Below are 23,996 nucleotides of genomic sequence, written 5' to 3'. Positions count from 1 at the left end.
GCGGTGCGGGGGCGGCGATCGTGAGTCCGCGTGCGGATGCCCCCGGTGAGAGCGGCGGGCCGTCGGGGAATTCGCCGCGTGCCGAAGGGGATCCGTCCGGTGACGCGGCGGCGCGCCCGTCGGCCGGGGCCTCACAGCCTGTTGCGCCTGCCCGCGGCGGGACCGGGGAATTCGTGGTGCAGGAGATCGCCGCGCCACTGCCGCCGCGGCCGAATGTGGTGGTGCCGGCGTGGCGATCGCGCTTGCATGTGAATTCGTCGGTGTTCCGCCCGATCTCGGAGGCGAGCGCACGACTGGAATACGCCGATGCCGGGAAGCTGTACAAGGAAGCGGTGCGGAACATGCGGGCCGGGAACGCGTTCGGGGAGGGCGAGAACGCGGAGACAGCCGCGGTCGATCCGGGGGCCATGGTCGATGCCGTCGGAGCCACCACCGAGCCGGAGCAGGCTCCGATGCCGGACGGGCCGGGGAACGACGGAAGCGATGCCGGCGCTACGGCATCAGACGTCGCCGGGACCGCGGCCGACGACGAGGTGCTGGTGTAGCGGCGGGATCGTCACGAGATTTCGTTCGGCAGTGACGTCGCAGTGCGCAGACGGCCCGGCCGGGATTCGTTCCCGGCCGGGCCGTTTCGTCGCTGCGGTGGGGTAGTTCCGCGCGGGTCAGGCGAATTGCTGCCAGCCGAGGCGGATCACCATGGCGATCACCACGACCAGCAGCACGATGCGGACGAAACCGGCGCCGCGCGCGAGGGCCATGCGGGAACCGACGATGGAACCGGCGACATTGGCCACCGCCATGGCGAGACCGAGGGTCCACAACACGTGGCCGGTAGCGCCGAGAAAGACCAAGGACCCGAGATTGGACCCGCAGTTGACGACCTTGGCCATGGCCGCGGCGCGGACGAATTCGGTGCCGAGCAGAGTGGCGAAGGTGATGATCAGGAAAGTGCCGGTGCCCGGGCCGAGGATGCCGTCGTAGAGACCGATGAGGCCCGCGGCCAAGCCCAAGACCAGCAGGGTTTTACGGCGAGTCGGCGGATGGGTGGCCATAGTGACGCCGATCGCGGGGCGAGCGGTCACGAAGATGGCCACACCGACCAGCACCACCATCACGATCGGGATGAACAACGCGCGGTCGATGAGCCCGACCGCGGCCGACCCACACGCGGCAGCGACCGCCGCCAGAGCGGCCGCGGGCAGGAGCTGTTTCCAATTCAGCGGAACCTTGCGAGCGAACGTGATCACCGCGGCGCTGGTACCGGAGAAAGCCGCTAGCTTGTTCGTGCCCAACGCGGTCTGCGGAACCACACCGGGCAGCACCACGAACAGAGTCGGCAGCACGATCAGCCCGCCACCGCCCACCACCGCGTCAACCCATCCGGCCGCCGTCGCCGCCGTCAGCAATACCGCCCAGTCCGCAAGACTCACACCGGAACCCAACCAGACCGCGCCAACTCCGGGCAAACCGCCGCCACTGCCCGTCGTCCCCCGCCGCTGCTGCTCGCCGCCGGGGGACCCGCTGCTGCTCGCCGCCGGGGGACCCGCGGCTGCCGGTGACTATTGGCGGCAATCTGCGGACTGAAGCCGACTTGGCTCGTCCCCGGGGACGACGAGCGATCGGAACTGTTCACCGGGATGCCGACGAAGGAGCCCCGGTCGCTCGGGTTTCCGTTCGGAGCGGACGCCGGCGGCCGCGCGGAATCCGGGCATGCCGGGCGCAGCTACTAGTGTGGGGTGGTGCGCCGGTTCAGTCTGTGGCTGCGTGGCAAGCCCATGGTTTCCGATTCGCTGCTCGCGCTCGGACTGTTCGTCATCGATGTGCTCGCGGTGGGGGAGAGCCGTAACAAGGTCGCCTACCTGGTGCTGAGCGTGTTCCTGGTGCTGCCGATGATCGTCCGGCGCACCTACACCAAGGCTGCTGCGGTCGCGATGGTGCTGCTGTCGACGACCGCCGCGCTGGTGAACTGGGCCGGCCATGACAGCGAATCGGCGCATCCGGCGTTGCTGGGGCTGGGCATCATGCTCTACACGCTGGTCGCCTATGTGGGCCGCCGTGAGGGTCTGGCCTATCTGGTCCTGCTGGCGCTCGACTCGTTCATCGCCTACATCACGATCGGCAAGCCGATTGGCGCGGACCTCGCCTTCATTGTTCTTTTCTATGCCCTGTGCTGGACCCTGGCCGAGTTCGTCGGCGCTCGTCACGCCTACGACAACGAGGTCGCTGCCCGCTTGGCCGTCGCCGATTACGACCGCGAACGCCGCGCCCACGATGCGGTCGCGGCCGAACGCACCCGCATCGCCCGCGAACTTCATGATGTGGTCGCGCACGCTGTCAGCGTCATCATCGTGCAGGCCGACGGTGCCCGCTTCGCCCTGCGCCACGACCCGGACACCGCAGAGAAAGCGCTCGCCACCATCGCCGGTACCGGTCGCGACGCTCTGCGCGAGCTGCGGCGGACCGTCGAGTTGCTGCGTACCGAGCATGCCCCCGAACAACTTCCGCAGCACGGGACCGCCGGTATCGCCAAGGTCGTGGAGATGATGCGCAATACCGGATTGCAGGTCTCCTTGGAGTTGACGGGCGAAATCGACACCGTCAGTCCGGAAGTCAGCCTCGGTATTCACCGGATCGTTCAGGAGTCGCTCACCAATACCCTGCGCCACGCCGGTCCTACGCCGTCCGCGCGCGTGACCGTCGCCCGTCGCGACACCGATGTGCTGGTCGAGATCGTCGATTCCCGTGGGCTCGCTACCGAACCGACGCCGAACCCCGAGCCGCGCAATGGTTCCGGGCCGCGCTGGCATACCCCCGCCAGCCTGGAGGCCACCGCGGGCGTGCCCGCTGGGCAGGCGATGCCGGGGGCGCGCCAGTCCGATATCCCGGGCCCGCCCGCCCCGGCTCGCACGCAGGGGACCGGCGGCGGTCGCGGTCCGGCCGGAAGCGGATGCGGCCCGGCCACTTCCGGCTCCGGCGCCGCCGGAACGCTCGGCCCCGCGCTCCGAATTCCCGGCAGCGGACTGGGATTGGTCGGCATGCGCGAACGCATCGCCGTGCTGGGCGGCACGTTGTCGACCGGACGGAATCCTCAAGGCGGCTGGTCGGTGCGCGCCACCATCCCGCTGGATCGCACCGACATCGACTAGACAGGGACGCGCCCTGAGCCGTTTGCCTAGACCGGGCGCGCCCGGCTACCGAGCCGCCGACGGCTCGCCGAGCCGCAGTCAGCCGCCGAGTGCGCGCATGGCGTGCCGGATCAGCGAATCCAGATATTCGCCTTCGGGCATGCCCAGATGAAACGCCAAGCGGTGGTAGATCGGCCCGTAGAGCAGATCCAAGGCGATGGCCGGATCAGCGTCGGCGGGCAGCTGCCCCAGGGCTTTGGCGCTGCGGATCCGGCGGTGGAATTCCTCGATGCGCGGCTGGATCAGGCGGTCGCGCAGTTCACCGGCCAGCTGCGGATCGGATTGCGCGGCCGCGATCAGCCCCGCGAACAGCGACGTCTCCGGCGGCGACAGCATGGCGATGACATTGGCGAGCTGGGTGCGCAGATCGGTGAACAGATCACCGGTATCGGGATGGGTGGCCACCTCGTCAGCGGTTTCGTCGATGAGCTCGACCACGACCGCGCCGATGGACGGCCACCACCGGTAGATCGTCTTCTTGCTGACCCCGGCCCGCGCGGCGATGGCCTCGATGGTCAACCGGCCGTACCCGAGCTCGGCGCACAGCTCCGCGGTGGCCGCCAAGATCGCGCGGCGGCTCGATTCACTGCGCCGTGCCGCGTTCGGTGCGTAGGCCATCGCGACAGGGTACCGGGAACGGATCGTGTCGTCTCCGGGAAGGGGTCGCTCCACTCCCGCTGTGCGGCCGATAGATTGATGAGCGTGCCGATCACTGTGCTGGTAGTCGACGACCAAGAGCTCATGCGGGCGGGATTGCGAATGGTGCTCGGTGCGCAACCCGACATCGAAGTGGTGGGGGAGGCCGACAACGGTGCCACCGCCATCACCCGGACCGCCGAACTGCGCCCGGACGTGGTGCTGATGGATGTGCGGATGCCGGTCATCGATGGGGTGCATGCGACCGCGCGCATCATCGAATCCGGTTGCGGGAGCCGGGTTCTCGTCATGACCACCTTCGATCTGGACGAACACGCGCTGGGCGCGCTGCGGGCCGGGGCGAGCGGGTTCCTGCTCAAGGACACCCCGCCGGAGGATCTGGTCTCCGCGATCCGCAGCGTCGCGGCGGGCGATGCGGTGGTCTCGCCCAAGGTGACCAAACGGCTGCTGGACCGGCTCATCGCCGACGCGCCCGGCGCGGGCCGCGACCCGTCGGTGCTGGACGCGCTCACCGCGCGCGAACGCGAGGTGCTCGAGCACATTGCCGCCGGACGCTCGAACGCGGAGATCGCCGCGGCGCTGTTCCTGTCCGAGGCCACCGTGAAAACCCATGTCGGGCGGGTGCTGACCAAGCTCGACCTGCGTGATCGCGTGCAGGCCGTGGTGCTGGCCTACGAAACCGGTCTGGTTCGTCCCGGCAGCGCCTGAGTGTGAGGCGGGACGCAGGCGGGAGAAAAACCGGGGGCTCGCGCGTTGGGGAGGGTAGATCGATCGAAAGGATCGCCGCCATGCCCGCCGTATTGTTCGCGCTGTACTTCATCGCCGAGATCGCCACACTCGTGGTGTTCGGACACCTCATCGGGGTGTTCCCGACCATCGCGCTGCTGATCCTGGGTTCGGCGGCCGGACTGGTGCTGGTGCGCTCGCAGGGCCGCAAGGTGTTCGAGGGGTTCCGCAAGGCCGCGCGCGGCGAGGTCGAGCCGACTACCGCGGTCGCCGACGGCGCGCTGGTCACCGTGGGCGCGGTGCTGATGTTCGTGCCCGGTCTGCTGACCTCGATGCTGGGTCTGCTGGCGCTGGTGCCGTTCACCCGGTTCGTGCTGCGGCCGGTGGTGGCGGCGTTCGCGGCGCGGCGGCTGAGCCGGGTCGCCACGGCGGTCGGGCCCTACGGGTACCGCAATGTGGTCATCGACCCGGACGGTGAGGTCATCGACGCCACCGTGGTGACCGAGTGGTACGACGACGGGCAGGGCAAGAACGGCGGCTTCCGGGCCATCGATCCGCGATAAGTCTTCAGATAGCCGACGGCTATCGGTAATTGGCGGGCTGGGTGTCCAATGGGCGCCCAGCCCTTTCCTATTGGACCCAGGTCACAGTGGGCCGGTGCGGTTGCGGGCGGGCCGCGCGCGTGGGGCAGACTGGAAACTCGTGAGTACCCAGTTGCTTGTCGGCGGTCGTGTCTACAGTTCCAGTAATCCCGACGCGACGGCCATGGCCGTCACCGACGGGGTGGTGAGCTGGGTCGGACTGGACCGGGCGGGGCGGGCCTTGCACCCGGACGCGGAGATCGTGGAACTCGGCGGCGCGTTCGTCGCGCCCGCGTTCGTGGACCCGCACGTGCACGTCACCGCGCTGGGATTGAAACTCACCGGACTGGATCTGTCCGCGGCGGCCTCGCTGCGTGAATGCCTGGACCTGCTGGCGGCTTTCGCGGCCGCGCACCCCGGCGGCGCGCTCCTCGGCGACGGGTGGGACGAGACCACCTGGCCGGAAGGACGGCCGCCGTCGGTCGAGGAAATCGAAACCGCCGCACCCGGCCGGCTCGTGTATCTGGTTCGCGTGGACGCACATTCGGCGATGGCCTCCGCCGCACTGCTCGACACGGTCCCCGGGATCACCGAAGCCACCGGATTCACCCGCGGCGAACCGTTGCGCGCCGACGCCCACCACCGCGTGCGGGCCGCCGCCCTCGGCGCCCTGGACCGCACCCAGCGCGACCGCGCCCGCCGGGCCGCCCTGGATGCCGCCGCCGCGAACGGCATTGTGGCCGTGCACGAATGCGCCGGCCCCGACATCTCCGGCGAAACCGACGTGCGCGAACTCCTCGACTTCACCCACGGCGTGGAAGTGCGCGCCTACTGGGGCCAGGCCGTGCGCACCGCCGACGAAGCCCGCACCCTGCTCAAGGAACTGGGCGTGCACGCCCTCGGCGGCGACCTGTTCGTCGACGGCTCCATCGGCTCGCACACCGCCCTGCTGCGCGCCCCCTACGCTGACCGCGACACCACCGGCACCGCCTACCTCGACGCCGACGCGATCACCGCGCACATCCTGGCCTGCACCGAAGCGGGCATCCAGACCGGCTTCCACGTCATCGGCGACGCCGCCATGGACGCGGTCGTCACCGGCTTCGAACGCGTCGTCGCCGGGCTCGGCGGCCCCGCCGTCGCCTCACGCGGCCATCGCCTCGAACACGCCGAGATGATCGACGCCGACCAGATCGCCAAACTCGCCCAGTGGGGCGTGATCGCCAGCGTCCAACCGGCTTTCGACGCCACCTGGGGCGGCCCCGACGGCATGTACGCCACCCGCCTGGGCGCCGACCGCGCCGCCACTTTGAACCCCTTCTCCGCCATGGCCGCCGCCGGCATCTCCCTGGCCATCGGCTCCGACGCCCCGGTTACCGCGCTCAGCCCCTGGGAAGCCATCCGCGCCGCCGCCCACCACCGCACCCCCGGCCACCAGATCTCCCCCCGCGCCGCCTTCGCCGCCGCCACCCGCGGCGCCTGGCGCGCCGGCGGCGTCCGCGACGGCATGGCCGGCACTCTCGTCGCGGGCGCCCCCGCCTCCTATACCGTCTGGGAGGCAAGCGATCTCGTGGTCGCGGCCGCGTCCGACACCGTCCAGCGCTGGTCCACCGACCCGCGTTCCCGGGTCCCAGGCCTGCCGCCCGTGCACCCCGACGCCACCTTGCCCCGCTGCCTGCGCACCGTGCACCGTGGGGTCACCATCCATGGCGCCTGAGTCCCACCCCGAAAACGCCTCCACCCCAACGCAACCGGCCGCGACGCCCGACGTCGTCACACCGGACGCTGCCCCGCCCGAAGCCGCCGCAACGGCTGGCCGTCCGTCCATCGCGAACGTGGCAAGTCGATATCCGGTGTTATGGCGCGCGGTGGCGGCGGTGGTCGCCGGGCTGTTGCTGTTCGCGAGTTTTCCGCCGCGGACGCTGTGGTTCCTGGCGCCGGTGGGGGTCGCGGTGCTGGTGCTCGCGGTGCGCGGAAACGGGCGGCTGCGTGGGGGATTCGGGTACGGGTTCCTGGCGGGGCTGGGGTTCTTCCTGCCGTTGCTGCCGTGGACCGGGATCTATGTGGGGCCGGTGCCGTGGATCGCGTTGTCGACGGTGTGCGCGGTGTACATCGGGTTGTTCGGGATGCTGGTGCGGCTCGTCGGGCGGTTGCCGGGGTGGCCGCTGTGGGTGGCGGCCGCCTGGTCGTTGACCGAATGGGGGCGGTCGAGCTTTCCGTTCGGCGGATTTCCCTGGGGGCGGCTGGCTTTCGGGCAGGCCGACGGATGGTATCTGCCCTTCGCCATGATCGGCGGGGCGCCGCTGGTGAGTTTCGCGGTGGCGCTGACGGGCACCGCGCTGGCGGCGCTGATCTTGCGCGGGCTGCCGGAAACGGGCGCTGTGGGCGTGTCGGGCGGTGTGTCTGATTCTCCCAGATGGGGGGCTTCGCGTCCCACATCGTGGACGCGGATTGTTGCTGCGGCAATGCTTGTGGCTATAGTTCCCTTCACCGGAGTGATCCTCCGGACCGCGCTGCCCCGCCCGGACGACGGCAACCGGCCGATCACGGTCGCCGCCATCCAGGGCAGCGTGCCGCGCCTGGGCCTGGACTTCAATTCCCAGCGCCGCGCGGTTCTCGACAATCACGTCAAGCGCACCGAGGAACTGGCGAAAGCCGTTGCCGCGGGCCAGGCCCCGCAGCCGGACGTGGTCATCTGGCCGGAGAACTCCTCCGATATCGATCCGCTCCGCAACGCCGACGCGCGGGCGCTCATCACCCAGGCCTCACGGGACATCAAGGCCCCCATTCTGGTCGGGGCGGTACTCGTCAACGACGACCGGACCACCACCAATTCGGTGATCGTGTGGAACGGCGCGGACGGGCCGGGGGAGCGGCACGACAAGAAGATCATCCAGCCCTTCGGTGAATACCTCCCGATGCGCGGCTTCTTCCGGCACTTCTCCGACTATGCCGACCGGGCAGGCTATTTCGTCCCGGGCTCCGGCGACGGCGTGGTGCACGTGCGGCCCGCGAACGGCGGCGCGCCGGTGGCCATTGGCATCGCCACCTGTTACGAGGTGGTCTTCGACCGCGCCTTCCAGGAAGCGGTGGAGGCGGGCGCGCAGATTCTGGCGGTGCCGTCCAACAACGCCACCTTCGGCGACAGCGAGATGACCTTCCAGCAGTTGGCCATGTCGCGTATCCGCGCGGTGGAACACGGCCGCGCCGTGGTGGTCTCGGTGACCACCGGCGTGAGCGCGATCATCACCGCCGACGGCGCCATCCAACAGCAGACTGAACAGTTCGTTCCGGCGGCGCTGGTGGCGCAACTGCAATTGCAAACGGACACGACACTCGCCACTCGTTTCGGCCCCGCGCCCGAACGGATCTTGTGTATTCTGGCCGCGGCTGCCGCTGTGGCGGCAGTGATTCGGCGGCGGACGCGTACCCCTGCGACGCCGGCCGGCGACCAGGTGAGCCGGTAACCATCCGGCGGGACAACATCATCGGATAGACCGCGGGCACGTGCGACGAGGGCCGTCCCGCGGCGGCGATTCTCGATTCGCCAGCGCATAGCCAGAGTGCTGTTCGGTCAGCCCGTTTTGGCGCGTTTTGCCCGAGTTAGTGCGGTTTCTTATGCGAGTTGCGACCTTATCGCGAGGTTAGCCATGAGGTAACTAGCCTAATATTGCGCTCCGCCACCGCTGTTGGTTGCGAGCAACTCGAGATCACCACCGATCCACTGGGCGGGGTGCTCCGAATCATAGGGCGTGGATCACGTCCTACGGCTCGCGCGTGCGCGCGTCTAGCCACCGTGATCGGTCTTCGGGGCTCGGGGAGTTGCGTCAACAGCGGCAGAACGGAGTGTTTGATGAGTTCATTGGCCACCGATCGTGTCGACCAATGTTCATCTGGTGAATTCTCGGCTCAACCATTCGCGCTCTCTCCCGCGCAGGCCGCGCTCTATTACGCGCAGCGCATCAGGCCCGACATCCCGCTCACCATCGCGCAATACGTGGAGATCCACGGCGACCTCGACGTGGGCCGGCTGCTCTATGCCATCGAGCGGTTCGGGTCCGAGACCGAGGTCGGGCACGTGCGCCTGCTGGAGATCGACGGCGAACCGCATCAGGTGGTGGACCCCACCTGGCGGCCCGGCTGGAAGCGCCTGGACCTGCGCGAGGAACCGGACCCGCGCGCGGCCGCGCTGGCGTGGATGAACGACCACGCCAGCTCGCCCATCGATATCGAACACGATCCGCTCACCATCAATGTGGTGCTGCGGACCGGGGATTCGGACTGGATCTGGTACACCCGCGGGCACCACATCGTCATCGACGGCTACGGGGCCATGAACGGCACCACCCGCGCCGCGGAGATCTATACGGCGCTGGAGAACCAGACCGAACCGGTCGTCTCGCGCGCCACCCCGCTGGCCGCCATCTACGCCGACGAGGGCCGCTACCGCGAGACCACCCGCTTCCGCAACGACGCCGAATACTGGCGCGAACAGCTGGCAGGGGTCGGCGAGCCGATCACGCTGTCGGGCAACGGAATGCTCGCGCCCATCTCCGACTCCGGCCGGCGCACCGCCACCGCGGTGCTCGGACCGGAACTGGAAGCGGCTGTCGAAGCCGCGTCGAACACCTTCGGCAGCAATAGTTCAGCCGTGTTCGTGGCGGCGCTGGCCTGCTACGTGCGGGCCGTCACCGGGCACCAGGACGTGGTGCTGAGCCTGCCGGTGTCCGCGCGCACCACCGTGGCCTTGCGGCGCTCCGGCGGCGTGGTGTCCAACGTGGTGCCGATCCGGGTGCGCTTCACCGGAGCCGACACCCTCGCCGATACGGTGCGGGCCGTCGAACTGCAGATCACCGGGGCGCTGCGGCATCAGCGGTATCGCAGTGACGACATCCGCAGAGAATGCGGATACTCGCGCGATGCCCGCGGGTTCTTCGGGCCCATGGTCAATCTCATGCTGTTCCACAGCGAATTGAAGTTCGGCAGCCTGGTCGGGGCCATCAATGTGCTCTCCACCGGGCCGGTGGAGGATCTGTCGATCAACCTGTACAACGGGGTCGGCAACCGCATCCACATCGACTTCGAGGCCAACCCGCGCCTGTACGGGGACGCCGAACTGACCATGCACCACGGACGGTTCGTGGACTTCCTGCGCCGGCTGGTGCTGGCCGCGCCGCAGACCCCCGTCGGGGACCTGCCGGTGCTCACCGACCTCGAACGCGAACGCGTACTGCACGAATGGAACTCGACCCAGGTCGCGCGGCAGGACGGCACCCTGGCCGGGCTGTTCGCCGACCGGGCCGCCATGTGCCCGAGCCGGGTGGCCCTGGACTTCGAGGGCGACACCCTGACCTACGCGGCGTTCGACGAGCGCGCCAACCGGCTCGCCCGCGAACTCATCGCGCGCGGGGCCGGACCGGACACCGTGGTGGGCTTGGCGATTCGCCGCAGCCTGGACCTGCTGGTCGGCATGTACGGCATCGTGAAGGCCGGAGCCGCCTATCTGCCCATCGATCCGGACCATCCGGCCGATCGCATCGAGGCGATTCTCGAGCAGGCGCGGCCGCTGTGCGTGCTCACCGCGGCTCGCGACGAGCTCGAACTGCCCGCGCTCGCACCGCGATTCGATATCGACACCGCCGATCTGTCCGATCGTGGCGGACGGCCGGTCACCGACGCCGACCGCATCACGCCGCTGCGCGCCGACCATCTGGCGTATGTCATTTTCACCTCCGGGTCGACCGGTAAGCCCAAGGGCGTGGGCGTCAGCCATGCCGCCATCGTCAACCGGTTGCGCTGGATGCAGCACGCCTACCCGCTCGACAGCAGCGACGTCGTGCTCCAGAAGACCCCCGCCACCTTCGACGTGTCGGTGTGGGAATTCTTCTGGCCCTTGCAGATCGGCGCCCGCCTGGTCATCGCCGCCCCCGACGGGCACCGCGACCCCAGCTACCTGGCCCGCGTCATCGCCGAGAAGAACGTCACCACCGCCCATTTCGTGCCGTCCATGCTCTCGGTCTTCCTCACCGACACCGACGTGCGCGGCTGCACCGGCCTGACCCGCGTCTTCTGCTCCGGCGAAGCCCTGCCCGCGGCCACCGTCACCGAATTCCACGCCGCGCTCGGCACCGGAGCCGAAGCGCCGCAACTGCACAACCTCTACGGCCCCACCGAAGCCGCCGTCGACGTCACCGCCTGGCACTGCGCGCCCGGCACCACCGACGTCCCGATCGGCTCCCCGGTCTGGAACACCCGCACCTACGTCCTGGACGCCCGCCTGCAACCGGTCGCCCCCGGCGTCGTCGGCGAGCTGTACCTGGCCGGCGTGCAACTCGCCCGCGGCTACCTCGGCCGCCCCGGCCTCTCCGCCGATCGTTTCGTCGCCAACCCCTTCACCCCCGGCACCCGCATGTACCGCACCGGCGACCTGGTGCGCTGGCGCAGCGGCGGCCGCACCGGCGTGCTGGAATACCTGGGCCGCAGCGACTTCCAGGTCAAGATCCGCGGCCTGCGCATCGAACTCGGCGAAATCGAGAACGCGCTGCTGGCCGACGACCGCGTCACCCGCGCGGTCTGCGTGGCCCGGCGCGGGCGCGGCGGCGACGAACTGATCGCCTACGCCGTGGCGGCGCAGGGCATCCTGCCCTCCGGCGGCGTGGCGGCCGGAGCCGATACCGCGAACGGCATCGGCACGGCTGCGCCGGATATGCACGGGCGCAAGCAGATCGGCGCGGCGGGTGCCGCCGACGGACCGGCGGGTTCGATCACACGTCGCGGCAATGCTGCTGCGGCCACCCCCGCCTCTGGCGGTACCGGCACCGCGGTGGCAGGAACCACCGCCGAGGCCGCCGATCGGGCGGAACTCGCGGCCGAACTCACGGCGGTGCTGCGGCGCACACTGCCCAGCTACATGGTGCCGTCGGCGATCATGGTGCTCGACGAACTACCGCTCAGCGCCAACGGCAAGGTGGATCGCAAGGCCCTGCCGGAACCGGTCATCGGGGTGCGGCGGCCGGCGCGACCGGCCGAGGCGGGGCCGCGGAATGCGGTGGAGCAGCAGGTCATCGGGGTCTTCGCGGAAGTCCTGGGCGTCGACGAGATCGAGGTGGCGGACAACTTCTTCGACCTGGGCGGTAACTCGCTGTCGGCGGCGCGGGCGATCGCGCGGGTGAACGCGGCCGTCGGGGCCGCGCTGACCATCCGGGATCTGTTCGAATCGCCGACCGTGGCCGCGCTGGCCGCCCGGCTGGCATCCCCGCAGAGCGAGGCGGCCTCGCCGAAACTCGTAGCGGGACAGCGTCCGGAGCACGTGCCGCTCTCGCTGGCTCAGCAGCGGCTGTGGATCCTGAACCGGTTCGCCGAGCACGCGGCCGCCTACAACATGCCGCTCGCGGTGGAATTGACCGGGCCGCTGGATGTTCCGGCCCTGCGCGCGGGGCTCATCGATGTGCTGGAGCGGCACGAGAGCCTGCGCACGATCTTCCCGGACACGCCGGAAGGGCCGTGCCAGCGGGTGCATCCGGCCTCGGAGATCCCGCTGACGCTCGAACCGGTCGACGCGCTCGACGCCGACGTCAACCAGCTGGTGACCGAATTCGCCGGATACGGCTTCGATCTGCGCAGTCAAGCGCCGATCCGGGTGGCGCTCTACGCGACCGGACCGGACACCCACGTATTCCTGGTGGTGCTGCACCACATCAGCGGCGACGGCTGGTCGGTCGCACCGCTGACCCGCGACATCATGGTCGCGGTCGCCGCCCGCGCGGCCGGGCAGATGCCGGACTGGACGCCGCTGCCGGTGCAGTACGCCGACTTCGCGCTGTGGCAGCGCGAATTGCTCGGCGACGAAGCCGATCCCGCGAGCGCGCTCTCGCGGCAGCTCGCCTACTGGCGGGCCGCACTGGCCGATCTGCCCGACCAGCTGGACCTGCCCCTCGATCGCCCGCGGCCCCGGCAGCGCTCCACCGACGGCGGGCGCGTGGAGTTCACCATCCCGGCGCAGCTGCGGCGCGATCTGGCCGCGCTGGCCGCCGAACGAGGCGTCAGCACCTTCATGGTGTTGCACGCCGCCCTGGCGGCACTGCTTGCGCGATTGTGCAATTCGACGGATATCGCCATCGGCACACCCATCGCCGGGCGCAGCGATCCGGCGCTGGACGATCTGGTCGGCATGTTCGTCAACACCCTGGTGCTGCGCACCCGCATCGACCCGGCCGCCGGCTTCGATCGCATGCTCGCCGAGGTTCGCGACACCGACCTCAACGCCTTCGCCAATGCCGACGTCCCGTTCGAACGCCTCGTCGAGGTCGTCAACCCCGAACGCTCCGCCGCCCGGCACCCGCTGTTCCAGGTCATGCTGTCCTACGACAGCAGCCCCGAACTGCGCGTCGACCTGCCCGGCGTAGCGGCGCGGGTGCTGCCCATGGCCATGGACATCGCCAAATTCGATCTCCAGCTGACCGTGCACGAACCCGTCGGCAGCGGCGCCGAAGACGCCCCGCTGACCGCCGAATTCGGTTACGCCGCCGATGTTTTCGACCACGCCACGGTCGAGGCGCTGGCCCGCCGCTTCGCCGCGCTGCTGGCCGCCGCGGTCGCCGACCCGGCCGTCCCGGTGGGCGACCTGCCCATCCTGGACGCCCGCGAGACCGCGAAACTGGTGCCCATCATGGGGTCTCCGGCCGAATCGGCCAGCACCCTGGCGCGCCTGCTCACCGACACCGCCGAACGCGTCCCCGACGCCGTCGCGGTCCGCTACCAGGGCCACGACACCACCTACCGGGAACTCGACGAACGCTCGAACCGGTTGGCGCGCGTGCTCATCGAACACGGCGCGGGCCCGGAGGTCGTGGTCGCCATCGCGCTGCCGCGCAGCCTGGAGAGCATTCTCGCGGTGTGGTCGGTCGCCAAGACCGGCGCCGCCTACGTGCCCATCGACCCGGACTATCCCGCCGACCGCATCGCGCACATGCTCGCCGACTCCGGCGCCATGCTCGGGCTCACCAATGCCGAACGGCGCGCGGAAATGCCGGACTGGCCCGGAAGCCGTGGGCGGCACCGCAAGTCGTACGTGGACTGGCTGCTGCTCGGCTCGGACACCCTGGCCGCGGAATGCGCCCAGCAGACCGACGGCCCGGTGACCGACACCGACCGGCACCATCCGCTGCGCACCGGCGGCCCGGCCTACCTCATCTACACCTCCGGCTCCACCGGCAAACCCAAGGCCGTCGTCGTCACCAACGCCGGCATCGCCTCCCTCGCGCACGAGCAGATGCATCTGTTCCGCGTCACCGATGCCGCACGCACCCTGCACTTCTCCTCACCCAGCTTCGACGCCTCGGTGCTGGAGCTGCTGCTCGGCTTCGCCGCCGGAGCCACCATCGTGGTCGCGCCCGCCGGCATCTACGGTGGCGCCGAACTGGCCACGCTGCTGCGTGAAGAGCGGGTGACCCATGCCTTCGTCACCCCGGCCGCGCTGGGCACCGTGCCCGCCGCGGACCTGCCGGACCTGGAAGCGGTCATCGTCGGCGGCGAAGCCTGCCCGGAGGACCTGGTCCGCGTTTGGACCGATCCGGAGGCGCGACCGGCCGGAATGCCGGTGCGGCGCATGCACAATATGTACGGCCCGTCCGAGGCCACCGTCGCGGCCACCGCCACCGGACCCATGGTGGCCGGCCGCCCGGTGCCCATCGGCCTGCCCGTGCGCGGCATGCGGCTGTTCGTGCTCGACGGCCGCCTGCACCCGGTCCCGCCGGGCGTGGCGGGCGAGCTGTACCTGTCCGGGCCCGGCCTGGCCCGCGGCTACCTGGGACGGCACGGGCTGACCGCCCAGCAGTTCCCGGCCAACCCGCACGGCCGCCGCGGCGAACGCATGTACCGCACCGGCGATCTCGTGGTCTCCGACGGCGTCGGGCAGCTGCGCTTCCTGGGCCGCGCCGACGACCAGATCAAGATCCGTGGTTTCCGTGTGGAACTGCGCGAGATCGATCACGTGCTGCGCGACCATCCGGGAGTCACCTTCGCGCTCACCGTCGTCCACCACGACGAACGCGGCATCCCGCGCCTGGTCTCCTATCTCACCGCCGACACCGACCTCGACATCCCGGCGGTCCTGGACACCGCGCGCGGCCGGCTGCCCGGCTACATGGTGCCCTCGGCGGTCACCGTGCTCGAGACGCTGCCGGTCACCCCGTCCGGCAAACTCGACCGCAAAGCCCTGCCCGCACCGGATTTCGTGGCCGCGGCCCCCTCCCGCGCCCCCGAAACCGAAATGGAGCAGCAGGTCGCGCAGGTATTCGGCACCGTGCTCGGCGCACCCGTGCACGGCGCGGAGGACAATTTCTTCGAGATCGGCGGCAACTCGCTGCTGGCCACCCGGCTCACCGCCGCCCTGCACGCCGAATTCGGGGTGGAACTGCCGGTGCGCGCCATCTTCGAAGCCCCCACCGTGGCGGGCGTGGCGGCCCGGCTGGCGGAAGCGCCCCGGACGCAGCGGGCGGCGCTGGCTGTGCACACCCCGCGTCCGGAGCGCGTGCCACTGTCGCTGCCGCAGCAGCGACTGTGGTTCCTCAATCGATTCTCCCCGGAATCGAGCGCCTACAACATCGCTTTCGTGCTTCGGATCGACGGCGATCCGGACCTGCCCGCCCTCCGCGCCGCCCTCGGTGACGTGGTGGAACGGCACGAGGTACTGCGCACCGTCTTCCCCGAAGACGAACACGGCGCCTACCAGAAGGTCCTGGACACCGCGCGCTGCCTGCCGGTACTGGAAGCCGTCGAGACCGACGATGTCGGCGCGCGCAAGGCGCTGCGATCGCTGGCCCGGCGCGGCTTCGACCTGGCGCACGAGATCCCGCTGCGAATGACGTTGCTGCGCACCGGCAATCGCCGTCACCTGCTCGGCATCGTGCTGCATCACATCGCCGCCGACGGCTGGTCCCTCGGCCCGCTCACCCGCGACCTCGCCGTCGCCTACACCGCCCGGCACGGCGGCGTCGCACCCGCTTGGACGCCACTGCCGGTGCAGTACGCCGACTTCAGCCTGTGGCAGCGCGAATGCCTGGGCCAGGAAGGCGATCCCGACAGCGCCGCCGCCATCCAGCTCGCCTACTGGCGGACCGCGCTCGCCGACCTGCCCGAGGAAATGCCGCTGCCCTACGACCGGGCCCGCCCGGCCGAACCCACCCAGCGGGCCGGCGCGGTGCGCTTCGAAGTCCCCGAAGACGTGCAGCGGCGACTCGCCGAAGTGGCGCGCGCCCACGGCGTCTCGCTGTTCATGGTGCTGCGCTCCACCATGGCCGTACTGCTGCGGGTGGTCACCGGCGGCCGCGACATCGTCATCGGCACCCCCGTCGCCGGGCGCACCGACACGCGCCTGGAAGAGCTCGTCGGCATGTTCGTCAACACCCTGGTGCTGCGCTCGGACGTCGACCCCGACCGCAGCTTCGCCGAACTGCTGCAAGCCGACCGCGATACCGAACTGGCCGCGCTCGCGCACGCCGAGGTGCCGTTCGAACGCATCGTGGAGGAGATCGGCGGCGGCGCCGGCGGGCTGCGCCCGGCCCTGCAGGTCGCGCTGACCGTGCAGGAACCCGCACCCGCGCTGCAACTGCTGGGCCTGGGCCTGGCCGCCGAGGAACTCGATATCGCGCTCGCCAAGTTCGACCTCGAACTGCGGGTGCTGCCCGGCGCCGACGACGAGGACCGGATCTACGAATTCGTCTACGCCGCCGAACTGTTCGAGCAGCAGACCGTCAGCACCCTCGCCGATCGCCTGGTCCGGGTGTTCGACGCCGTCACCGCCGATCCGCGGATCAAGGTGCGCGATATCGACGCCCGCACCGAGATCGAACGCGAACTGCTCACCCCCGCCTGGGGACCCGCGCCCGAACCGCAGTGCAGCCTGGCCGCCTACTTCGCGGCCACCGCGCACCTCAACCCGGACCGGGTGTTCCTGCGCTACGAGGACACCGAACTCACCTACCTGCAAGCCGACGTCTACTCCAATCGCCTGGCCCGCGCGCTCATCTCGCGCGATCTGGGCCCGGGCGACCGGGTGGCGCTGGGACTGACCCGGTCGGTGGAATCGGTGCTGGCCGTACTGGCCGTCGCCAAGGCGGGCGCGGCGTACGTGCCCGTCGACCCCAACTATCCGGCGGATCGGGTGCGGCACATGCTCACCGACTCCGGCTGCCGGGTCGGGGTCAGCCTCACCGGGCACGCCGACCGGCTGTACCAGGCCGGCGGCGACCATGCCATCGAATGGCTGCTGCTCGACGACGCCGAACTGCTCGACGAACTCGAAGCCCACGACGACGGCGCCGTCACCGACGCCGACCGCACCACCACCCTGTGGACCGCCGACCTGGCCTACGTCATCTACACCTCCGGCTCCACCGGAAAACCCAAGGGCGTGGCCGTGACTCACGGCGGCCTGTCCAATTTCGCCGACGAGATCCGCGAGCGGATGCGGGTCGATCGCGAATCGCGCACCATGCACTTCTCCTCGCCCAGTTTCGACGCCGCCGTGTTCGACCTGCTGCTGGCGGTCGGCTCCGGAGCCACCATGGTGATCGTGCCGCCGCACATCTACGGCGGCGACGAACTGGCCGAGCTGATGGATCGCGAAGAGGTCAGCCACACCTTCATGACCCCGGCCGCGCTGGCCACCATCGACCGCGAGCGGTGGGCGCTGCCCAACCTGCGGGCCGTCATGGTCGGCGGCGAGGCATGCGGGCCGGAACTGGTGGCGCGCTGGGCGCCCGGGCGCATGATGTTCAACGGGTACGGGCCCACCGAGACCACCGTGGTCATCACCATCGCCGGGCCGATGATCCCCGGCGAGACCGTCACCATCGGCAACCTGGTGCGCGGCGCGCGGGCCCTGGTGCTCGACGAACGCCTGCACCCGGTCCCGGTCGGCGTGCCCGGTGAGCTGTACCTGGGCGGACAGGGTTCCGCGCGTGGGTATTTCGACCGGCTCGGGCTCACCGCCACCCGGTTCGTCGCCGACCCGCACGGACCCGAAGGCACCCGCATGTACCGCACCGGCGACGTGGTGCGCTGGACCGCCGACGGGGAACTGGTGTACTTGGGGCGCAGCGACCACCAGGTCAAGGTGCGCGGATTCCGGATCGAACTCGGCGAGATCGACGCCGTGCTCACCGCGCACCCCGCGATCCGCTTCGCGCACACCGAGGTCCGCGAGATCGCGGGCGTCCGCCGCATCGTGTCCTATGTGCTGCCGGTCGCGGCGGACCTCGCCACGGTCGCGGAGACGGGACGGGGCACCCACACCCCCGCCCACGGGCTGCCCGCGATCAGCGGGGCCGCGGCCGGACGGGACGGGCACGCAGCGGCGGCGCTCGATCTCGAGGAACTGCGCGCGCACTGCGCCGAACACCTTCCGGCGCATATGGTGCCGAGCAGCCTGACCCTGCTCGACCGGATCCCGCTCACCCCGGTCGGCAAACTCGACCGCGACGCGCTGCCCGAACCCCAGGCCGTGGTGGCCGTGGTGTCACGTGACCCCGAGACCGACACCGAGCGGCTCGTCGCCGAGGTGATGGGCGATCTGGTCGGGGCCGAAGCGCTCGGCGCCGACGACAGCTTCTTCGAGGTCGGCGGAAACTCGCTGCTCGCCACCCAATTGGTGGCGCGCCTGGCCGCCGCGACCGGGGTACGGCTGGAGGTGCGGGCGGTGTTCGCCGCGCCGACCGTGGCCGGACTGGCCGCGCAGCTCGACGCCGGGACGCCCTCGGGGGATCTGCTGCCCGAACCGCGCAAACGTACCCGGCCGCAGCGCATTCCGCTCTCGGCCGCCCAGCGCCGGCTGTGGTTCCTGGAGAAGTTCAACGCCTCCGGCGACCACGGGGAAGCGTTGGGCGCGTACAACATTCCGGTGGCGCTGCGGCTGCGCGGCAAACTCGACGTGCAGGCATTGCGTGCGACCTTGCATGCGGTGCAAGCCCGGCACGAGACGCTGCGCACCGTGTTCCCCGAACTCGACGGCGAACCCTGCCAGCGCATCCTCGACGCCGACGAGGCCGCCATCGGGCTGCCGGTCCGCACCGTCGACGCCGCCCAGGTGCCCGCGGAGATCCGCCGCACCGCCGCGGCCGGATTCGACCTGGCCAACCAGGTGCCGTTGCGGGCCGCGCTGCTGCGCCTGACCGGCACCGGCGCGGACGAGCACGTGCTGGTGCTGGTCGTGCACCACATCGCCATGGACGGCTGGTCGCTGCAACCCCTGGCCGCCGATGTGGCCGCCGCCTACCGGGCCCACACCGCCGGCCAGGAACCGCAGTGGCCCGCCCTGCCCATCCAGTACGCCGATTACACGCTGTGGCAACAGGATGTGCTGGGCCGCGAGGACGATCCCGAATCGGTGATCAGCCGCCAGCTCGACTACTGGCGGCGCGCCCTCGACGGCATCCCGGAACTGCTCGCGGTGCCCGCCGACCGGCCGCGCCCGCCGGTGCCCAGCTATCGCGGCGGCACCGTCGAATGCAAGATCGACGCCTTCACCCACCGCGAATTGCAGGCCCTGGCAGCCGAACACGGCGTCACCATGTTCATGGTGCTGCACGCGGCACTGGTGGCACTGTTGCACCGGCTGACCGCCGGGGACGACATCACCGTCGGCACCCCGATCGCCGGACGCGGGCACCCCGCGCTCGACCGCATGATCGGCATGTTCGTCGGCACCCTGGTGCTGCGCACCGACGTCGACGGCGGCGCCGGATTCGCCGACCTGCTGCGCGCGGTCCGCGACACCGACCTGGAAGCCTTCGCGCACGCCGACGTGCCGTTCGAACGGCTCGTCGAGGTGCTCAATCCGGCCCGCTCGCAAGCACATCACCCGATGTTCCAGGTCATGCTGTCGGTGCAGAACCAGCCCGTACGGGTACTGGAGCTGCCGGGCATGCGCATCGAAGCCGACGACGCCGACCCGGGCATCGCCAAATTCGATCTGCAGTTCACCCTCACCGAATCCTGGACGCAGCGGCGCGAACCCGACGGCATCACCGTGTCGGTCAACTACGCCTCGGACCTGTTCGAAGCGGTCACCGCGCAGCGCCTGGCGCAACGGTTCGTGCGCCTGCTCGGCGCGGCCGCGGCGAATCCGGCCACCGCCGTAGGGGATCTGGAACTCCTGGACGAGGCCGAATGGTCGGCGCTGGCGCCCGTGCGCGGCGCCGAAGCCGGCCTGCCCATCACCTTCCCGGAGGTGTTCGAGGCCGCCGCCAACCTCAACCGGACCGCCATCGCGGTGCGGGCGGCGGGCACCCAGATCTCCTACGACGCCCTGGACCGCTGGACCAACCGCCTCGCCCGCGTCCTCATCGGCTACGGGGTGGGCCCGGAAGTGCTGGTCGCCATGGGCATTCCGCGCTCGGCCGAATCGGTCGCGGTCATGCTGGCCATCGCCAAGGCCGGCGCCGCGTTCGTGCCGGTCGACCCCAACTATCCGGAACAGCGCATCAGCCATATGCTGCTGGATTCCGGTGCGGCCGTGGGCATCACCCTGTCCGCGCACCGCGAACGCATGCCCGACGGCGCCAACTGGACCGTGCTGGACGCGCCCTCCTTCCGGCGGCGCGTGCTCACCACCTCCGACGCCCCCATCACCGACGACGAGCGGACCAGCGCCCTGCGCATGGACAACCCCGCCTACGTCATCTACACCTCCGGCTCCACCGGCATCCCCAAGGGCGTGGTCGTCACCCACGGCGGCCTGTCCAACTTCGCCGCCGAAACCGCGCAGCGCTTCGACGTGCGGCCCGGCTGCCGCGTCCTGCACTTCGCCACCCCGAGTTTCGACGCCGCCATGCTCGATCTGCTGCTCGCGCTCGGCGGCGCCGCGACCCTGGTCATCACCCCGCCCGGGGTGGTCGGCGGACAGGAACTGGGGCAGGTGTTCCAGGAGGAAGGCATCACGCACGCCTTCATCACCACCTCCGCCCTGGGCACCGTCGATCCCACCGGCGTCACCGCGCTGCGGCACGTGCTCGTCGGCGGCGAAGCGCTGCCGCCGGACCTGGTCACCCGCTGGGCGCCCGGGCGCAAGCTCTACAACGTGTACGGGCCCACCGAGACCACCATCGTCACGGTGATCTCGCAGCCCATGACGCCCGGCGGGCAGATCACCATCGGCGGACCTATCCGCGGGGTCGGGGCCAGCGTGCTGGACGCGCGCCTGCACCCGGCGCCCGGCGGCGTCACCGGCGAACTGCACCTGGCGGGCGCGGCCCTGGCCCGCGGCTACCTGCGCCGGCCCGGGCTCACCGCCCAGCGGTTCGTGGCCAACCCGTTCGGCAAACCCGGTGAGCGCATGTACCGCACCGGCGACCTGGTGCGCTGGCTCGAAAAGGGCGGGCGCGCACGGGATATGGAGTACGTGGGACGCACCGACCATCAGGTGAAGATCCGCGGCTTCCGCATCGAGCTCGGCGAGATCGACGCCGCGCTGGCCCGGCACGCGGCGGTGGAATTCGCCACCACCATCGGCCATCGCACCCCGGCCGGCTCCACCGCGCTGGTGTCGTATGTCAAGCCGCGCAACGGGACCGCGCCGACCGTGGCCGAACTGACCGCGCACGTGGCCGAGCTGGTGCCCAACTACATGGTCCCGCAATCGATCATGCTGCTGGACCGGATCCCGCTGTCCCCGGTCGGCAAACTCGATCGCAAAGCCCTGCCGGAACCGGTGTTCGCCGCCCGCGAGGGCTACCGGGCGCCGTCCACTCCGACCGAAGAAGCCCTCTGCGCGGCGTTCGCCGACGTGCTGGGCATCGAATCGGTGGGCGCGGACGACGGTTTCTTCGAGCTCGGCGGCAACTCGCTGCTGGCCACCAAGGTGGTCTCGCAGGTACGGGCGGCCGGTATCGACCTGCCCGTGCAGGCCATGTTCGGCGAATCCACCCCGGCCGCCATCGCACGCCGGCTCGCCGACGCCGACGGTGATGCCGGGGCCGCGCTGCTGGCCGCCCTGGAAGCGCTGCTGCCGTTGCGCCCGGTCACCGACGGTGCGGTGCCGCCGCTGTTCTGCGTGCACCCGGCCATCGGATTGTCCTGGTGCTTCGCCGGATTGGTCTCGCACCTGCCGCACGAGCGGCCGGTGTACGGGCTGCAGGCGCCGCACGTGTGCGGCGAGGAAAGCCATCCGACCATCACCGAAGCCGCGAAATACTATGTGGCGCACATGAAAGAGGTGCAGCCGCACGGCCCCTACCATGTGCTGGGCTGGTCGCTGGGCGGGCTCATCGCCCACGAGGTCGCGGTGCAGTTGCAGGCCGGCGGCGACGAAGTGGCGCTGCTCGGGCTGATGGACAGCTACCAGCTCTCGGACCGCTGGCTCGAGAGCGCCGTCCCGTCGGTGGCCGACATCATCGGCGAATTCGGCTCCGACCTGCTCGGCGGCGATACCGACGTGGACCCGCGGATGAACCTGCACGAGGCGGCCGAACTGCTGCGCAGCCGCCCCGGCCCGTTCGCCGCGCTCACCGTCGAGCACCTGGAACGGCTCTACACCGGCTACACCAACGGCGCGGTACAGGCGCACGGCTTCCGGCCCCGCGTCTTCGACGGCGATCTGCTCTTCTTCACCGCCGCCGACGACGAGATCAACCTGGCCGACCCCGAGCGCTGCGCGTCCGCGTGGGAGCCGTACGTCACCGGCACGGTGCACGACCAGAAGGTGCGCTGCCGGCATTCCGGAATGACCACCCCCGAAGCGCTGTCCGTCATCGGACCGGTACTGCGGGATCACCTGGCGGAGCTGGCCGCTCGCGCCGGACGGGAGGAAACCCGATGAGCCTCGCGGTGGAAGTCACGGGACTGGTCAAGTACTACGGCAAGATCCGGGTCCTGGACGGGATCGACCTCGAGATCCCGTCCGGCACCGTGATGGGACTGCTCGGCCCCAACGGCGCCGGCAAGACCACCACGGTCCGCATCGTCACCACCCTGCTACGCCCGAGCTCGGGCAGCATCCGGATCGCGGGCATCGACGTGCTGAAGGATCCGGCGCGCGCCCGCACCCGGCTCGGCCTGTCCGGGCAGTACGCGGCGGTCGATGCCAACCTGTCCGGGTTCGAGAACCTGCGCATGGTGGCCCGGCTCTACGGCATGAGCCACAAACGCGCCGCCGAACGCGCCGAGGAACTGCTGTCGGCGCTCGGGCTCACCCACGCCGCCGGCCGCCGCGCCGGCACCTACTCCGGCGGCATGGCTCGCCGGCTCGATCTGGCGGGCGCACTGGTGTGCCGCCCGCCGGTGGTGGTGCTCGACGAACCCACCACCGGGCTCGATCCCCGTGGGCGCCTGGACATGTGGCGCGTCATCGGCGAACTCGTCGACGACGGCACCACCGTCCTGCTCACCACGCAATACCTGGAAGAGGCCGATCTGCTGGCCGACCGCATCACCGTCATCGACCGCGGGCGGGTCATCGCGCGCGGTTCCGCCGACGAACTCAAGACCTCCATCGGCGGCGACAAACTCACCGTGACCCTGGCCGCCGGTCAGGATCCCGCGCCCGCACTGCGCGTGCTGGCCGGGGTCGGCGTCGGCGAACCCGGCCACGACGCCAACACCGACCAGGTGTTCGTGGTGGTCGGCGACGGCACCCGCACCATGGTCGAGGCGCTGCGCCGCCTCGACGACGCGGGCGTGTGCGTGCTCGACGCGCACGTGCACCGCCCCAGTCTCGACGACGTATTTCTCTCACTCACCGGCAAGTCCGCCGAACGCGTCCCGCCGGTACGCACCAACCACGATGTGCAAGAGGAGATTCTGTCTTGACCACCGCAAACGCCACCCCGCCGGCCCCGGCCGCGACGGGGAG

Annotated in this window: 10 protein-coding genes; 8 read left to right on the top strand and 2 right to left on the bottom strand. The window is 70.5% G+C overall.

Going from position 1 to position 23,996, the window contains the following annotated elements; all coding sequences use genetic code 11:
• The coding region (locus NY1_RS05855; protein ID WP_218028312.1) for a hypothetical protein at positions 1 to 545 on the top strand (545 nt) is incomplete at its 5' end.
• Positions 546 to 662: 117 nt separating this feature from the next.
• On the opposite strand, the gene NY1_RS05850 is transcribed toward NY1_RS05855, so the two are convergent.
• The gene (locus tag NY1_RS05850; protein WP_067709186.1) at positions 663 to 1,430 is read right to left on the bottom strand and encodes a TSUP family transporter; all 768 of its coding nucleotides are present in this window, start codon (positions 1,428 to 1,430) and stop codon (positions 663 to 665) included.
• Between the two features lie 309 nt (positions 1,431 to 1,739).
• Here NY1_RS05850 and NY1_RS05845 point away from each other — a divergent pair, with 309 nt between their 5' ends.
• Positions 1,740 to 3,146 (top strand): sensor histidine kinase, encoded by a 1,407-nt coding sequence (locus tag NY1_RS05845; RefSeq protein WP_233434219.1) that lies wholly within the window; start codon positions 1,740 to 1,742, stop codon positions 3,144 to 3,146.
• Between the two features lie 78 nt (positions 3,147 to 3,224).
• On the opposite strand, the gene NY1_RS05840 is transcribed toward NY1_RS05845, so the two are convergent.
• Positions 3,225 to 3,803: a TetR/AcrR family transcriptional regulator gene (locus NY1_RS05840; protein ID WP_067709182.1), complete on the bottom strand. Its 579-nt coding sequence runs from the start codon at positions 3,801 to 3,803 to the stop codon at positions 3,225 to 3,227.
• Positions 3,804 to 3,887: 84 nt separating this feature from the next.
• Between NY1_RS05840 and NY1_RS05835 the strand changes: the two genes are divergently transcribed.
• The 6 genes from NY1_RS05835 (at position 3,888) to NY1_RS05810 (ending at position 23,953) form a co-directional block, all read left to right on the top strand.
• On the top strand, positions 3,888 to 4,550 hold the full coding sequence (locus tag NY1_RS05835; RefSeq protein ID WP_067709248.1) for a response regulator: 663 nt from the start codon (positions 3,888 to 3,890) through the stop codon (positions 4,548 to 4,550).
• 80 nt (positions 4,551 to 4,630) lie between these two features.
• Positions 4,631 to 5,131 carry an FxsA family protein gene (locus NY1_RS05830; protein WP_067709180.1) on the top strand — a complete coding sequence of 167 codons (501 nt, stop codon included), beginning with the start codon at positions 4,631 to 4,633 and terminating at the stop codon, positions 5,129 to 5,131.
• 139 nt (positions 5,132 to 5,270) lie between these two features.
• Positions 5,271 to 6,866: an amidohydrolase gene (locus NY1_RS05825; protein WP_067709178.1), complete on the top strand. Its 1,596-nt coding sequence runs from the start codon at positions 5,271 to 5,273 to the stop codon at positions 6,864 to 6,866.
• Positions 6,856 to 8,616, top strand: coding sequence for an apolipoprotein N-acyltransferase (lnt, locus tag NY1_RS05820; RefSeq protein WP_084534684.1), 1,761 nt, complete (start codon positions 6,856 to 6,858; stop codon positions 8,614 to 8,616). Before NY1_RS05825 ends, lnt begins: the two co-directional genes overlap by 11 nt.
• A 386-nt stretch (positions 8,617 to 9,002) precedes the next feature.
• A complete protein-coding gene (locus NY1_RS05815) occupies positions 9,003 to 22,964 on the top strand; it encodes a non-ribosomal peptide synthetase (protein WP_084534683.1) in 13,962 nt (4,653 codons plus the stop codon).
• Positions 22,961 to 23,953 carry an ATP-binding cassette domain-containing protein gene (locus NY1_RS05810; RefSeq protein WP_067709177.1) on the top strand — a complete coding sequence of 331 codons (993 nt, stop codon included), beginning with the start codon at positions 22,961 to 22,963 and terminating at the stop codon, positions 23,951 to 23,953. Before NY1_RS05815 ends, NY1_RS05810 begins: the two co-directional genes overlap by 4 nt.
• The last annotated feature ends 43 nt before the right edge of the window (positions 23,954 to 23,996 follow it).

The organism is Nocardia yamanashiensis NBRC 100130 (assembly GCF_001613325.1).
Taxonomy (GTDB): Bacteria; Actinomycetota; Actinomycetes; order Mycobacteriales; family Mycobacteriaceae; genus Nocardia; species Nocardia yamanashiensis.
The sequence above is the reverse complement of the archived record's forward strand: the minus strand, read 5'-3'. Positions and strand labels throughout refer to the sequence as shown.